This window comes from Nocardia sp. NPDC049220, assembly GCF_040647855.1.
Lineage (GTDB): Bacteria > Actinomycetota > Actinomycetes > Mycobacteriales > Mycobacteriaceae > Nocardia.
The window spans coordinates 53,944-71,630 of sequence record NZ_JBEZDA010000022.1 but is presented as its reverse complement, the minus strand read 5'-3'; the positions used below and the strand labels follow the sequence as shown (position 1 = coordinate 71,630).

At 65.9% G+C, this 17,687-nt stretch carries 1 protein-coding gene; it reads left to right on the top strand.

All coding sequences use genetic code 11. The annotated features are described in order from the left end of the window. Window positions 1-24: 24 nt before the first annotated feature. Window positions 25-17,619, top strand: coding sequence for a tyrosine-protein phosphatase (locus tag AB0C34_RS28655; RefSeq protein ID WP_357079565.1), 17,595 nt, complete (start codon window positions 25-27; stop codon window positions 17,617-17,619). Window positions 17,620-17,687: the final 68 nt, after the last annotated feature.

Below are 17,687 nucleotides of genomic sequence, written 5' to 3'. Positions count from 1 at the left end.
GTGTCGGGGCAGGGACCCGACGCCATGTCGATTTTTGTGCACAACCCAGGCTTCGTCGCCGGACGGACACCACGCAAACAACCAGAACCGACGCCCGCCACGCACCTCGGAGTCGATTCGGCCGGCGCTCGCCCGCCCCAGCGCCCGGTGGTTGTTCTCCCCGCACCCCGCGTTCCGGGGCCGGTCCCTTCGGCGGGCGCGGTGCGGGGCGCCCCGGTCGACTGGGCTACGGCGTTGGATCGTCCAGAGCGCGCCGTGCGCGACCTCAATAGTCCGGGAGCCGCGAATCTGCAGGGGATGCGACATCTTGGGCTCGCCACCGGATCTGTCTGGTTCAACCGGCCTCCGGGCAGCGAGGACGCGTTCGCCGGCGACGGTTCCGCGCCGGCGGGAATCACTCCGCAGCACCATGGCGCCCTGATCCGTCATGCGGGCAGTGCCGAATTCTCGCTGTTCCGTGCGACTTTGCTCGCCGCGTTGCGTCGAAGGGGGACGGCGGCATCCGCGCAACTAATTCGAGCGCTCGCGAACGCGCCCGAATCGGCGCTGCGATCCGCGCTCGCGAACCTGAGTGACGATCAGCAGCGGGTCGTCGGGCGTTGGCTGCGCGGTGATCGGGTTATCGACCTGCAGTTGGACGGTGCGATTCGGCACGTGACCAGAATGTTGGCGCCGTCCGAGGATGATGGCCGGCCGGCCGTCGCGCTACTCGATCGTGCGGTGGCGGTTGTGCATCAGGCCCGCGACGAGAAACCTTGGGAAGTGGTAGTGGGTCTGCGGCGATTGGCTGAACGCAGTCCGACCCAGCTGCGGTGTGTCGAACTGGTGGCGCTGGCGGATCCACCCAGGACAGTCGCTGCGGCGGCCGCCGAACTGGGGATACCTGTGCATGACTTCGTGCCGCATGCCAACGACGGCCTAGCTTGGTTGGCCCGATTCCTTTTCCCGGGCGCACGGGGCAAGAACATCGTGTTGGTCGACGATGCCCGGATCTATTACCCCGCACAGCTGCAGGCGGTGCTCGAGGAACTGCGCGAACACGACGCCAAGCAGTGGCGATCTGTCACGCTGCGCCTCCGGACCCAGCCCGCGAAACCGGCCGCAGCGCTGGCGGCCGAACTGAAAATTTCATTGAGCAGCTTCAATACCCAGCTGTACTACGGCACCCGCTGGGTGGTCGAACGACTCGCGAGAGAAATCGGCGCCGTCGAGGTCACCGCACCGAGGAACATCGCTGGGGCAGGCCAGGCTTCGTTCGACGGGGAACCGGCGACGGATCGTCCGCGCAACGAAGCTGTGGCGGCTTATGACCGTCTCCGATCGGACCATCCAGCGGCCCAGTATGACGTGCAATGTCTGCCCGACGCGGGTCGGGATGCGTGGGCGGCGGTAGGAGTTGCGCCGCCGGCGGATTTGGTCGAGTTCGAGGCCGACCGGATGGACGGTGTGTTGGTCAGGGACGCGGCCGGCGTGCTCGGTGCGGGGTGGAACACGGGTATCACCGACCTGATGGTGGCCCGGGATCGCGCGGCGGCTGGGGACGCGGTCGTCGCGGTGTTCGTGCACGAGCCGGAGCCCGGGCAGGTGGCGAAGTGGGCGCATGCGGTGGTGGTGCGGCAGAACACCGTTGGCGACGTGGTGGTGTTCGACCCGGCTACGGGTGTGGAAACCACATTCGAGGATTACCGCCCGCCCGCGCATGTGGCGATGTTGGCGATGGTGGTCACTCGGGACGGTGCGGATCCGGCGTTTGTTGCGGGACAGCCGCTGCCGGATGTCGTCGCGGTCTTCGCCGATGTCAGGATCGGCGCCGCTACCCCGAACGGCACGGCCGGGGATGTGGCGGAGCCGTCGGCTCAACCACCACAGGCGCCCCCCGATCCACGCGATGGTATCCAGGTGGTGCGATGGATTCTCGACAGTCCGTCGGTGCCGGTGCGGTGGCGCCGGGGGGCTGCGCAGTTGCCGGATGAGGTTCTGCTCGCTTCGGCTGCCGACCGAAATATCGATCTCGACTCGGTTCGTAGGCGGTGGGAAGAACTCGAGGTCGACTATCAGCGATCGGGTTGGCGCAGCGGAGGGGGTCCAGTGCTCCGCGGCGACTGGCGCCCGCTCGCCGTCGTGCGGCGGCAAGGGTTCCCCCCGCAACAGCAGAAGCGCGATGGAATGGTCGTCTGTACGACGGTGCGGGCGAAACATGCTGGTGATAACGGCATATCGGTGGCGGCGGAGGTGATCGTCGTACACCGGATTCACGTCATCGACGCGCCCGGCGGGTTCGGAGTGGTGGATGCGAACGGTGGCGTCGTCTCCGTGCACTGGCCGGGAGGCATTCGCGCCGAACGCGTCATGGGCTGCTTCGAGATTCCCGCGGAAGTATGGCAACGCGTTCGGGGCGATTTCGCGGCCCTTGCCGACGATCTGCCGCGGTACTGGGAGGCCAACCCCGATTATCGGCCGCACGACGGCGGTCCGGACATCTCCGTCCCGGAGCCCGCTCACGAGGAGCGGCCGAACCGGCCCGAGACACCTGGGCAACTGGCACCGTCCTTGCCGCTGCCGGTGTTGACGCGACCGGAGGAGGTGGCGCGGGCGCGTCGACACGTGCGGGAGCTGCTGGGCGATTGGCGGTTTGACCAGGTCTACAACGCCGAGCTGCTGGTCTCGGAACTGGGTTCGCGAATTGTGGACGGCGGCGTTGCGGGGGTGCTGTTCGCCGAGGTGACCGGTGAGCGGGGGGCTCGGGTGCTGCGCGTCGATGCGTTCGGCGGCGTGGGGGAGTCCGAATCGGTGACCCGGGCGGGCGAGCCGGTTCGGCCTGAGTGGGCACTCGAGCTGTTGGACGCTCTGTCGCAGCGGTCCGGTAGGGGTTTCGCAGGCGGATATGAGAAGGTCTGGTTCGAACTGGAGGAGGCAGCGCCCCGGGAATGGCGGACGGAGGATGTCGGCACACTCGGGTCCGCGGAGGCTCGCGCTCAGGCGCTATTGGAGAATCTGCTCGCGAAACTAAAACCCCTGCGACGGGAATGCGTGCGTCGGCGGTTCCTGGCGGATTCGCCCATGCCGGTTTCTGCTATCGCGGTCGACTTGGGTATCGACGACAACGAGGTAGACCGGCTGATGCGTATGGCCGTCAAATCAGACTTGCTGCGGGCGGATGTGGTCGACTGTCGTGAGCAGTTCGCCGCGTTGGGCCCGGAATTGGCGGAACTCGGCCGGGGTGAGTGGTATTGGCGGGTCATGGTGAATCTGCGTCGGTTCGCGCGCATTGCGCCGATCGTCAGGTTCGCCAGACACTATGACGTGGTTGTCCCGCCAAATGATGGGGAAATGGCAGGTGGGATCACTGGTCGCGTCGATAGACACGGCGTTCTGCACGTCACCGCCCGGGTGGCACAAGGCACTCCCTCAGGTGCGGTGATGTTCGGGCACCTGATGGATGCCGTCGGTGATGATGTGCGAGTTATCCACGCACGGTGGGTGAATCGTCCGGGGTTCACCTCCAATCTCGACACGTTCAATGACGCGATCAAACGAAGGCTCTCGCCGATCGACGCGGCATTGCTCACGTTTACCGGGAAGATGGCTGTCCGAGCGGGGTACCCCGAGCCAGAAATCCGGACGCTGACGGGTACTCCCGGTGAATATGTCTGCGTAGAAGTGCGGTTCAGCCGGCCGTCGTCGGAGACTCCCGCCGATCCCGTCACTCTCGGAGCCGAGACCCGTGGAGATTTGGAGTTGGACCCGACCTTTTTCGAGGTCTGGGAGGTGTATTCCGATGCGGTGCGCGCGGTGGTGGAAGGGGCGTATTCCGATAGGGCGTTGGTGACCGCCCTGGTCGATGACATCGAGGAGTTGGCCCGCCATCGGATGCCGTTGCGTGAACAGGGTGCTGACCCGGCCGGGTGGCTGACCCGTTTGGCCATGATGGTGGTGAACGATCCGGTGGGTTGGGCGGGCCGGGTGCGTCGTGGGCTGGTGGCGCGACTGTCGGCCGCCGACCGCGTGGTGGTCGAGCCGATCCTGGTGGACGCGAGTGCGACAGTGCTGGCGCGCGCGGTGAACGGCTTGCTCCCAGGCCGCCGCGAGGTGGTGGATCTGTTGCATAGGCAGCCGGACTCGGTGTGGGAGAACGGATTCGAAGTCGAACTGGTCCGGGGCGCGGTGGCTGACGTGACGGCTGCGATTGTCGCTGTCGAGCCGATCGCGCCGTGGCACACCGGTCTCGGCGATGAGAGAGCCCCAACCGATTACACCGTGGAAGAGCTCGAGGTACTCGAGCGAGTGCGCGCCGGGGAGATGGTTCCCGATTCTGAGCGTCTCGTGCTGGAGACCGTCGTGGACAGAGTGCGGCAACGCCTGTGTGGGAATACGGAGTTGCTGCGACGAGCCGAGAGCTATCTGCTCGGCCCCGCCGATCAGCTGTTGGCGGGCGAGTCGGCGACGGCGACCGTGTCGGTTCCGGAGGAGTGGCTGCCCGCCTGGTTCCGAGAGTCGGGGTCGACCGGCGTGATCCCGGGCCGCCCCGCGGTGGCGGTGGTGTCCGCGCTGAGGTCGGCCGTGCGGAGTCTCGCGGCGGACGAGCCGGCAGCAGCGGACTATCTGCGGCTGCGGATTGCGGGCCTGTCCGCGCTGGAGGCCGTCGAGGTCATGGGACTGCCGTCGTGGCCGGCATCGGGACCGAACCGGGGTGGGGGTGGGCCGGGATGGGAATTGCACCGGGGTGTGATGGCGAAGGTCGCTCCGGTGTTGGTGCAGGCGGCGGCGATTTCGGACCGAGAGTTGCGAACGGTGCCCACCCTGCTGATCTATCGAGCATGGCCGTTGTTGCCCAGCGCCGTCAGGCCGCTGGCCGAGCGGATCGTCTCCGGAGAACGTGCGCTGCCTGATGCCGCGGAGATGGCGGGGTACTGGGAGTTGCCGGGCCGGGACGGCGTATTCCCGGCGACCGTCGCCCGTTTGGGGGAGATCTGCCTCGCCGAATGGGCTCCGGCGGTGGCCGTGCCCGCGCGGTTCGGACCGACGACCACCACCGCCCTGCGTGCGTTGGCCGCACAGCTGGATCCCTACCGGGCGAAATTGCTTCGATTGTTGCTTTGGCTGTTCGACGAGTGGTCGATCGCACCGAAATCCCAATCCGATCTGGCGATCATGGTTCTGGAAAATCTGGTGTTTCCCCCCGCGGGCGGGTTGCAATCCGTCCTTCGAAAGGCGAAACGCCAGGACAATCCGCTCACGGTGGGACTAGGGCCCACACTGATCGAATCGCCGCGCTCGGCAACCCAGATAATGTCCGAGGGAAGATCCCAGTCCCCGATTACTCCCCGTTCTGTCCAGTCCGACGCCTTGCGGCCCTCGGGACACATGCGTGGCCCGTGGGCCGACCGGCCCACGGCGGCGCTGCCGGATCCGCGTCCCGTCCGTGGGACGGAGGTTCACTTGGCGAAGGAGGCCGCCGCTGCGCTGGTCGCCGGTGCGCCGTGGGAGTCGCTGTCGCGTCGTGAGATCGACGCCTTGGTGCGGGCGCGTCCGGCCGATGTGCTCGCGACCGACGCGCCGTGGCCGGTGTGGCACGCGGCGTCGATGATGCTGCTGGTCCGCGACCGCGACAAACTGCGCGACCGCCTGCGATACAACCTCGCTCTAGAAGACGAGCAGGAGGCCACGACCGGCGTGTTCGCCCGGCATCGAGCGCAGATGCGCGCGGACGTCGAGCGCCGGCGCGTCGAGATCGGCGAGCTGTTGCGTGTCATGGTGCCGGCCGAGCAGGCGAGAGCGCTGGCCGTGGAACTGCTCGACAACGCCGACCGGCTGCAGGCACGATCGGACCCGGATCCGGTCTACCACCGTCTACGCACGGCCGGTGTGCAGCGAGTCGACGAACTGTCCAACGCGGTCGCCTACTACCTCGGCGCCGCCTGGATCGTCGCCACCGCCGACGCGCAAAGCGCCTATCGAGCCCCGCGTCAGAGAAGCGATGCCACCGACAGTACTGGCGACGGCGCGACCCCGACGTCGCGCGGGGCCGGCGGAACGGCCGAAACCGGCCCGGAGTCGCACGACGTCGATCCCGCCGAGATGCTAGATGTCGGCCGACTCGCGCAGCCAGGCCGGTCGCCCGAGGGCGGAATTCCGACGGCGGAGAAGCTCGTCCGTGCGGTATTGCGTTCCGAGGCTGCAAGAGTGCGAGATCCGGACGGAGACAGGGGGTCTGGGAAGCCCACGCCAATGGTCGAGGTTGTCGAGGTGGGCGTCGGCGGCGCCGAGCTCCTGGCGCTGAAGGTGGAAGTCGTCGATGATTCCGAGCCGCGACAGAAGGTCCAGTTGCACCTGTGGCGTGGTTACCAGGATCGGGTCGACCGTGTCACTTGGCTGATCGAGCAGATGATGCCCGATTGGGGCCGGGACGTGATCGTGCGGGCGGCCGATCGCGCCCAGCTTGCGGCCGAGCACATGATGCGGTTCGACGACGTCACGGTCACCGTCGAGGTGATCGGTCACCATGGCGCACGTCGAGCCATCGTGACTGTCGATGGGGATTACGAGCGGATGGAGCTGCGGTTCGACAAGCCCAAAAGTAAAGACGCGGCCGACGGCGCACCCGTCGAGTGGAGCATGGAGAGCGACCGGTCGTTGTGGTTGTCTCCGGAAAGCCGGGCGCGGCGCACTTTCCTCGAAACCGGGGCCGACGGGGTGTCGCTGGTGGACATACGGCAGCGGTTGGTCGCCTCCTATCTCCAGATGAGATACGCCCTGAAATGGTTGTCCCTGAGGCAAGCGATCGCGCACCACGGGGTAGACACCAGCGTGGACAGCGTCGTGTTGCTGCGCAGCCGGTATCCGAACCTGATGCGGGCGAACCCGATTCTGGATCGGCTGACGCGGGCGGCCAATGTGGCTCTGCCGCAGGACCCGGGTGGCGACGCGAGACAGTTCATGTGGCACGGCCTGCCGTCGTTGCCGGGGGCGGACGGGGCGGCGGCGCGCTACGTGGCGCAACTGGTCCGACCGGAGCGGGTAGCCGCGCTGATCGCGGCGTTGAAAGGCGTCGCGCCGATGCACCTTTTGGGTGCGCGGCTGCGAGACCTGCAGCAGATCTTCGAGCTGATGACGTGGAACCAACAGGAGCAGGAGCTGTTGGAGTACGCGCCGGATCTCGCACGGGCATGGCAGCGACCGGCCCCGGCGCAATGGGTGTGGCAGGTGCCAGGCGAGACCCGAACAGACCTGGACGAAACGCGGGACACGGCAGCCGCCGGCGCCTCCGAACTGCCGGTGACATCCCCGGCTACCGAGGTGGATCCGGGCCGCCCGGCGAGTGGTGTCAGCTATACCGAGGACTACGGCCGCATGGACGTCGTCGGCGCGTCCCATCCGGCCCTCGCCGATCCGGCGAAGCCGGAGCCGGGGGCCGCACGGCCACCGTCGGCACCGGCGCTGGGACATGGTCGTACCGAGGGCCAGCGCGCGGCCGAAGGGGACGCGGTCGTCCCGCTCTCCGAATCGGGGGACGAATCGACCACGGACACAGCATCGGGCGGGGGCGGACCGCCGTTGGGCCCGGGGCCGGTCGGTTTCGTGGACGGGCCGGGTGTTTGGTCGGATGCGCCGCGGCGGCCTCGGCGCGTCCGGTGGCGACCTGATGAACTGGCGACGTTTCATGCGGTGACCGGCGACGGGAGTTCGCCCGGCGATGCGTTCCGGGCGCGTGGTCGGGGACGGGTTCCGGTGGACGCGGAACTGCGGGCGATCCTCGACGTCGAGACGGTGGCGGCGAACGTGGCCGCTGGCTTCCCGGCCCACCGAACCCTGGTGGAGGTTGTGTCCGCGGCGATTCTCGACGGTCGGCTGGAAGCGGGACGGCGGATGCCGTCGGCAGCGGCGCTGGGTGCGGCGTGCGGGATGTCGGCTGCGACCGTAGGTCAGGTATATGCGGAATTGAGACGCAGCCGGCTGCTGATGTCCCACCAAGGTTCTGGAACAGTGGTGGCGGACTTCACCATGCTGGCGGATAGCACTGTTGCCGAGCGGGATTCCGACCTCCAGGTGCACGGTGTGGTGGACGTGGCCGACCTGTCGCCGATAGTGGCGGGTTGTGCGGATGTCACAGCCCTGACGCGAGCCATCGAAGCGGCGATTCTCGAGGGCAGGCTTGCGCCGAACCGGCTGCTGCCCGGTGTCAAGGACGTGGCCGAGTCGATCGGGGTATCGCGGTCCACGGCGGCGCGGGCCTATTCCCGCCTGCGTCGCGACGGGCTCCTGAAGAGCCTCGACGGCGTCGGAACCGTTGTCGCGGCGCGGCATGAGGTAACGCACCGACCGATCGCGGCGGTGGACTCCGAGCACGACGAAACGCACTCCATCGCGAAAGACCACAGAGGCCAGCAGCCGAAAGCGCAAGCCGCAATAGTGGGTTCGCCCGTTTCGCTCGATCAGCTGCGCGAGCGCTTCGAGGCGGAAGTGGCGGAGCGGATGGCAGCGCGGTATCCGAAGGCCGCCGCGCAGCTGGTTGCTGAGGTGTTTCGTCGCGCGCAGACTCGTATCGACGAGCTCGACGAGGTCGAGGATGTCCGCTTGTGGGTCATGTCGCTCACCGATGGTGTCCTCTCGGATCACGGCAAGTTCGTGCGGCATACGCGGTTCCGCGCCGCGGTCGAGGCCTGGGCGCAGGGGGCGGATCGGGAGGCGCTGGCAGGGGCGAGCCATCGGGGCTTTCGGGATGCTGTGGCCGCGCTGCCCCGTGGTCGGCGTCTGCTGCTGATGCGGCGGTTCATGTACGGCATGTCTACCGAGGCAGTTGCCGAAGCGATGGGTGTCGGCGCGGAAGCGGTCAGGGATGTGGTGCCGGATGTCCTGCGCGAGTTGGCAGTCGCGCTCGGCGCGGGACGCCGCGAGGACGATGACGACTGGCTTCCGGCGGGTGGGGATGCGCTGGCGCGACTGCTTGCGACTGGTGGTGTGAACCTTGCACTGCCCACGAGGAAGCTCGCGCCCGCGATAGCGGTGCTGCGGGCGGCGGCGGGCGACGAGCGCCTCGACACATTGCGCTTTCTTGTCGAGCGACTGTATCGCCCGGGCCGGGAAAATTTCATCCGGTGGTGGCTCGGCGAAGCGGTGTCCGATATCGCCGAGGCGCGCAATGTCACCCCGAGCAATGTCAAACGGCATCTGCGCCGCGTCGTTCCCCAGTTGGCAGTCGAGCTCGGAATGGAACTCGGCGAGGACCGGGCCGATGACAATGCGAATGCGTCTGCGGGCGGGCCGGCGTTGGCGCGGCTGCTCGCGAGTGGTGGTGTGCGCCTGGCGATGTCCAAGGGTGCGCTCGCGCCCGCGGTCGCCGTACTTCGGGCGGCGCGCGACGAGCGCCTCGACGAGTTGTGCTTGCTTGTCGAGAAGTTGCCTCCTGTGGGCCGGAATACTTTTGTCCGGTGGTGGCTCGGCGAAGCGGTGTCCGCTATCGCCGAGACGGACGATGTCACCGGACAAGCTGTCCATCTACGGTTGCACGGCCTCGTTCCCAACTTGGCCGAACGACTTGGTGGCGCCGCAGCGGACACGGCACGGCGGGCGGGCCAGGCGGTCGAGGGGCGTTTCGGGCGCTCGGGGGTGGTGCCCGGTGACGGGGTAGTCACGGACGGGACCGCGCCGCTACCGGTTCCGGCGGTGACTGACAGCGGGCCTGAGCAGCTTGCCCCCGATACAATCGACCTGGCGCGGCGCGGTCCCACTCCGAATAATGTCGAGTACGCCGAACCACCCGATCTACCGGAGGAACAGGCGCTGTTCGGCCGGTTCCGGGCGAGCATTCTCGCCGAAATGCGTTCGGCCCGGCCCGATGTGCCCGACGACGATCCGAGATGTCGGGCGCTGCGTGATGCGGACCGCGGTCGGGTGTGGTCCGCTGTCGCGGGTCTGACCGAACAGCAGCGAGAGTATGTCCGGGGATGGTTCTGGGAACCGACGTCGTTGCGTGCGCTGGCCCAGCGGTTGGGGCTGCGGCGCAGCGGACCCGAATTCCTTCGGCTGCAGCGCGAGACCGTCGCCGACTTGGTGAACGCGATTGCCGCAGACTCGGGAGCCGAACCGTGGATTGCGTTGCGAGAATTGTCGGAGGGGTCCGAGGCCGCGTCGCTAACGGCGACGCTCGGCGACGATTCGAACGGCGTATACGAGGAGTTCGAGAATATCGACGACCCTCGCGTGATCGAGGCCGTGTTGAGTGCGAGGCTGGGCTGCGACGCCGTCGGATTCGGGCTGCGGGGAATCACGAAGAGGGCAGCCCGCGAGTTCCCGCAGGCGCTCGTCGACATGTGTTGGGCGCACAGCGAGATCGAAGTGCGCGGCGGGTTCGCCATCGGTGCGCAGAATCAGGATGTCCACGTAGTGGCGGGGTACGTGCGATCCGAGGCTACCGGGCCGGCATACACCGGATCGGTCTACACGCAGTCGGTCGGATTGAGCGGGCGACTTGCGAGGGATCCGGCCCTGGCCGAGGGGGTGGTGTACGACAAGACGGTTCGTGCCCTCGCCGAGAGCCTGAATATCGCCGGTCAATGGCGTGCCGCGCCTGTTGCGCTGGAGCGGCTGCGGCGTTTTTATGACCAGAGCGGCCAGGAACAGCGGCTGAACTTCGGTGATTGGCTGCGTGAGAACTTCGATGAGGATTGTTTCCAGCCGGAGGTCACGGATTCGGAGCAGGCCTTCGAGCCGAGCTGGGCACTGTCGTCGTCGTTCGCCGCGGTCGAGGTCGGTGAATTCACGGATGGCCAGCGGGTGTTGTACCTGTTGCTGGTCGAACAGGCCAGAATATGGCACCGCCGCGACGCGTACAGCCCGCGTATTGCGGTCGCGGAAGCGGTAGCCTCCGCCGAGGCCAGCCGGGCGGTCGGTGCGGCGCTCTTGGCAGAATTCGGCATCCAGACCATCGGTCTGGACACTTTCGGGATGGATCCGCGGGCGGTCCAGCAGGTGGACGCCGCACTCCGTGATGTCTATCGATTGCATCGTGAGATCGACGCGAATGTGATTCGGGTGGACGGTCGTCCAGCCGGAGTATATGCCACGACCGTGGGGACCGGATCGATCACGCTCGGCGCGCGCTGGGCGCGGAATCCTCGATATTTCGAGCGGGCCAATCAGGACGACATAGACACGAAGTATCACCGCGGCCCGGCTGATCGCGCCTGGTATTTGACCTTCGTGCACGAATTGACGCACGCTTTCCATTTTCAAAGCTGGAACGTAATAACCTTCTTTTTACTGCGACTGGATCGGGAAGGGGTCATCAATGAGCTGCGGAAAGAATTCAACACACAACCGCTTGCGGTTCGTGTCCGCACATTCGAGAAATGGTTGGGTGAACAGTTCACCGGGTACAGCTTTTCTCCGGACAAAGAGCTTGCTCGCTCGGAAGCATTGCAAAAGGGATTGACCGAGGCATACGCCGAGGCCGGTGCCGCCGTCATCCCAGAAATCTTGGAGGCGATGCGACAAGGATTACTGGACGAAAACGCCGATATCGTCACGATCCTGGAAAACTTGCCCGAGGAGCGTACCACCCCCGGCGAGCGGGTGTTGTATCGCCGTCTGGTTCGGCAGGTGCGGGCCACTGTCGCACGGCGACGTACTCAGACGTGGAAAACGATTCTCGCGGAGGCGGCCGCTGCCAGGGGCGGGGAGCCGCTGGGCCCGCAAGCACGGTTCTTCACGGGCGCGGTCCCATATATAGAGGTCTTTACGGGGATCGGCGATGACGGTCGCGTGCTGGACCCGCGGTTGCGGGCAGCGCTGGAGCGCCAGGGCATTCCGGTTATCGAAATCCAGGTCGATGAAACGGGCGCGGCGTTCTCCGAGGAATCTCTCGAGTCGTTTATCGACCGGCTCCGCAATCGAGAGGGGACCGTAGCGCAGTATGCGGCCGCTGCCAGTGCGCCGTGGCGTGTTGTTCTGCAAGTACTGGCCGATCACGTGGGCGTGACCGGGCAATTGAACGATCTTCGAGCGCTCTTCGAACTGACACAGCGTGTCGATGAGTTGGATCGCCGGATCGCCGATCCGCTCCTCTTCTCGTCCGCCCGCGCCGAATCGGTAGCGCAACGTGGCGCTCCTCGCGACGAGTGGTGTCGGTTGGCCGGTAGTCTCGGGATCCGGTCGGGACATGTGGGCTCGGACGATTCGGACCCGCTGCCGCATCGGCTGCCGCAGCATGTTGTGTCGCTCGTCAATCGTGTGGCGGATCTCGATTCCCAGATCGCTCGGGTAAGTGATCTCATAGCCTGCCGCCGCGCATGGCCTGAGATATTCGAGGCCGTCGGCGCGGAGGCTGTGACACCATTTGTCGGCTTCAGTGAGAAGAAACTCCGAGAGGATGGGCAGTCCGATAGAATTGTCGTGACTGTACTGATGCCGCGTGCCGATAATGAATCCGACCGACATTACGATTACAACTGCACGCTCGAATCCGCGCTGTGTGACCCGGAATTTACCGCAGTGCTGGAGCGGGCCGAGGAAATCGAACTCCGATATGTCGCAGTTATCGATGATAGTGAATTCCCGTACCCGTGGCCTGATCCGGATTCATTGATATCACCGGTCGACACCGACGGGGTGAAATGGGGCGATGTCGGCGTAAAACTGCGCCTGTTCGACGTTGCTCAACCGGAAATGCGTCTCCGGGAAGACGGCAAGTTCGAGGTGCGTCGGTCGAACTACGATGAGCGTTGGCGCAAGCTATTTTCCTACCCCGAAAAAGAATTCCGAAAGGCACAAACCGATCCCGAGCGCAATCGGGCCGAGCTGGAGCGCTACGGGCAGCATCGGGACGACATGGTGCGCCGTCGTCGTGCGGTGGAGGATGAATGGAAACTGCTGGCACGACGACTCGGCGTCGAGCCCGAGGATCTGGCCCCGGACAACCTGGGCAAGCGTGGGCAACAAGCGCTGGATCGCTTCGAGGCGCTGGAAATACTGCACGCCGTCCTCGAGCGTGCCGACCAGTGGGAGACGGAATGGGGGACGTGGTCCGGCAGGCGGCAGCTGTCGCTGGAGCGGGTTCCTAATGCGCGCGACATAGGTGGACTGCCGACCGGCGATGGCGGGCGTACACGCTTCGGGGTGCTTTTCCGGTCCAGTACTCCGCAATACGCTACCGAGTCGGATGTGCGTAAATTACGTAATCTCGGGGTTGACATGGTGCTGGACCTGCGAACGCCCGAGCAGTCATTGGAAGGGGGCCATGGGCTACTTCCTGGAGCCGGGATCCAGTGTGTCAATTTGCCCATCACCACCGACGGTAAACTACCCCGCGGAAAACAGGACTTCACAAAACTCTACTTGCGGAGTTCGACATCGAAAGTCAGTGCGCAGTCAATTGTTCGGACGGTACGACACCTTATTGATTCCGAGCGGCGTGCCGTCATGATCCACTGCATCCATGGACGGGACCGCACCGGAATTCTCATCGCGTTGCTACTTGCCGCCGTCGGCGTTCGGACCGAGGCGATCGTGCACGACTACGCTCTCACGAACGCGAACCTTCACCGCCTGAAAGGGCTGCCGGGCAATGGGGGGCGAGCGACCGAACCTGTCGCAATCCGCAGGCTCCTCGAATTCCTTGACAAGCAAGGCGGCGCCCCGGCCTTTTTGCGAAGCCTCGGCGTGACCAATGCCGAACTTGGTCTCCTGCGCGATGTTCTGATCGAACCGACACCAACCGGAATCGCCCCCACACCCCGCATGGACCCGCAGCCGATCGCCGTAACCGCGGGCGAGCCGCCGGACTCGGTGACACCGGACGACCCGAACGGCCCCCGACCGATCGACGTCGAAAACCCGCTGGCTCTGCAAAAGCCGCGTCGTGGACGGCCATCCGCGGCGGGGACCGAATTCCGCTTCGGGAACGACGGCCGTCCCGCACGGGACGCACTCGGACAACCTGGCGACGACCGGAACGGCAGGTCGGTACCAGACGACATCCGTGGCGCACCATTACCGCAACTGCCGGGCGGCGGGGTGTCCGGGCGCAACCCCATCGACGGCGCCCCCGATCTCGAGTCCGTGGGTGCGAACGACGCTGATCCTTATGCGGTCTGGTTGCGAAAACTGAGCGCACGGGGGGTGGATACCGAGCAGATGATGTCCGGGCTGACGACGATCTGGGACTTCCTGCGGCACGATCCGAAATGGGCATTCGATACCGAACGGAACTATGATGCCGTCATCATGCTCGGCGGTCCGGACGACGGTGGGTCTGCCGTTGTCGCGAACTTTATTCGCGAACGTGGTCTCGATGGTATCCCCGTGGTGTTTTCCGGTTGGCGCGGTGAGGCCGCCAGGTTCGGATTGGCCGCGGAGAAGATGGGCTTGGGCTCGCACCGAATCATCGAGGAGCCCGACGCTCAGAACACCAGGCAAAACGTGGCGAATTCGGCAGATCTGCTGGCGGAGTTGGGACATGACGTCGAATCCGTCGTCGCCGTCTGCGCGCCACACCACTCGCGCCGTGTGGTCGCGACGTTCGCGAAGCAGGCTCCAGCCGTCCAGCACGTCTCGATCGTCTCAGCCCAGATTTCGGTGGAGAACTACATCCGCTACGGGCTGCGGTCCGATACCCATGAGGATCCGACTCCAGACCACGTCGTGGTGGAGATCCTGCGGGAAATAAAGGGGCTGAGGGAGTCCCCCCGGCTGGGGCACATCGTCGAGCAAGAGATCCCGCGCCACGTGCTCGCGGTATATCACCCCTTGACCGGTGCGTTTCTCCGCTCGCTCGTCGAACGACTTGTGGCGCTTGATCGTTCGGGCCAAGCCGTCACCCTGATGCAGGAACGGCTCGGACGCAGAGTATTTCGCCGGGTGTGCAGTCGTGTCCGTCGACTTCGGCTAGCGCGCGAATTCACCAACGAGGCGTTCAAGGTCGCGGTCGATCGCTTCGCCGAGATCGGTGAGTTCGGCGAGATCGGTGAAAGAGGCATCGAAGACTGGGTTGTCGTCAACGCCCGAAACCTCATCGCCGAGCACGAGAGCAACGCCCTCGACTCTGCGGAAAGTTCGCCCAGAGAGGGCGAGCCGAATGTCGGCGGTCCGGTGCGGGAGCCTCTCCAGCAACCGGGGAGTGCGGACGCGTCTGCGACCGGGTCGGACGGGCGGGAGTCGAACCGCGGCTGGCGGCAGTGGCGGTTGACGCGGGAGCTCGAACTCGGTCGGCGGTTCTACAACCGGCCGGAGAGTAGGCGAGCGGCGGTTGCGGTGCTGGATCGGCTGCTCGAGGTGACGACGGCCCTGCACCCGTGGGCGACACCGGAGCAGATCAGGCTCGCCGCCTACACACCGGAGAACAAACTGTGGGGTGGTGCGGTTCTGCGGTCGGTGTCGCTGGATGAATTGCGGCGCACCGGGAATCTGCGTGAACTGATGTGCGCGATCCTGAACGTGATGGTTCGCAACGGCGAGCCCCGCGCCGCGCATCCAGGCACGGGCACGACGCTGGTCGAGGGCATCGCGACGCTGCTGAATCAACCGGCATGGCAGCTTCGGGCGGCCGAGATCGGCCTGAATGTCGAAGCCTTGACGGCGGTGCGCGCATCCGTGCGCAAGAACAAGCCCGGTGCTCCGATCACCGCGGATGACCTCCGCCTGGTCGAGCATCTCCACTTCGCCCATCGTGCAGAGCCGCGCGCTGCCCGAGCGTTCGTCGAGTACCAGCGTCGTGTCGAGATGAACGAGGACCGTCTGTTCGAGCAGCAGCGCCGCAGGCACTTCACGCTGGAGGATTGGCACAGGCTCGGAATGCCGTTGTCGCTACGGGAATTGGAGGCCATCGGCGAACTGAGAAAGTTGCGCAAGACTCGGCTGCGCCCGGGGCGGGCGCTACCGTTCACCACCCTGGGTCGGGTCGACGAAGCGGTGCTGGAGGCGCAGCTGCGGGCCGAGGACCCCACGGTCCAGTATGTCCTGCCACTGTACGTCTACGACGAGCGCGGCGAGCGGGTCCGGGACGAAATCGGAAACGCCGTCGTGGACGGTGTTCTGGCGTTCCACGACGCAGGCATGGTCGACCCGGCAACGGCGTTGCGACTGGACCCGGCCGATTTCGAGGTGGAGTTGCCGTGGCGGCCCGGTGTGGTCCTGACCCACTTCAGGCAAGGCAGCGAGCTGTTCCAGCAATTGGCGGCACGCGGATTCCCGCTCTCGGCAGGACCTGCGGGAAGCGCTGCCAGGATTGCAGGCTGCGTCGACTTGCTTGGCTCGATTACCGCGCCGATACGCGATGTTCACGCCGCGATAGCGGGATTCATGCTCCCCTACCATCATTCGCTGTACGAGATCGTGGTGGGAATGCGCATTGTCGGCGCGCGGATGCTGGATGATGTCGTTTCCTCCGCGACCGACCGTGATCCGCACGCCCTCTTCGCGGCCGCGTCCCAGTGGCTCCGTACCAGCTACCGGCCCGCGTTCCCGACCGCGGAACCGGCAGTGGTCAACCCGTTCGACCGCGACCTGTGGGAGTTGCGCGAGGTGACCAGCACCCCCTACTTCAGGTCGGCATCGGGTGTGGTGACGGCGCGTGGGTCACTTGTCGGTGTGGAATTCGCCCACCACCCGGATCTCGGACCTGATGCGCACGCGACCGGTCCGGACGTGCCGAAGCCCGCAGCCGCGCCGCTGGATATCCCACCGCAGGTTGCCGGGGCGCTCATCGTGCATCCAGTGGATGAAGCCATCAGGGCCGGTTTGGTCCGCCAACGGCGGGAGTTGGTCGCGGGTCTGGTAACCGGGTTCGGCGCGGATGGACAGGCTGTAGCGTCGGCGACGAGTGAACTGACCGGGGCAGGGCGTGTACGTGTATCGCTGGTGTTGCACGCGGTCGAGGAATCGGATGTGCTGCACGAGAGCCTGCGTAAGGCACTCGACGTACCGTACGTGCTGCGATTCGAGCTCGACGGACGGATGGTGGAACTTCATGTGCGATACCGGATTTTCGACACGGGCCGTATCCAGGTCCTGCTGCTGTACAAAAATCTGGAGAATGGGAGCGCTACTGCGCATACCGTACGGAGACTGCTCGACTCCGCGTTCCAAGCGCGCTTTTCCGAGCAGGTCATCGAGGTCGAGGAGGAGTTCAATGGTGGCGACTCGCTTGTGCGGCCTCGTGCGAGGACATTGACGCCGGGCGCGGCCATGGATTGGTTTGCTGGGGGTGACGGCAGTTGGCGGGTCGAACTCACCGTCGGCCTACCGTTGCTCGAGCACTCGGAGCGGATGACAGGAGCTGCGGTCGCGGCCAACTGGCTAGGTGAGCGACTGTCCGAATGCGGATGGGGTGACGACGAAGGGCGCGCGAGGGCGTGGTTCGCCGCCCTGACTCTGGTTTCGGATGTGTTGCGCGACACTACCGGTAAGGTTCGGCTGTCGGTGACGCTGATGGATAAAGTGCGCCCGCTCAGGGGGGAAGTGTTCTACGAGGGCGCGGCCATCAACCCGATCGACCTCGACGTGGAGGGATCCGGCGTCGAGTTTCTCCCCGATGGCGCGGGCAGATCGACTTGGTTCGAAGTAGGCACCGCCGTCGAGCGATCCCTGGCGGCAAACCCTGGAAACACGACGCCAGAGTCCTCTTGATACCTCTGAACTCGGCGCGAATGCCGCGAAGCCCAGTATCCGGTGCCCGCGCGGTTCGTGATGGTCTC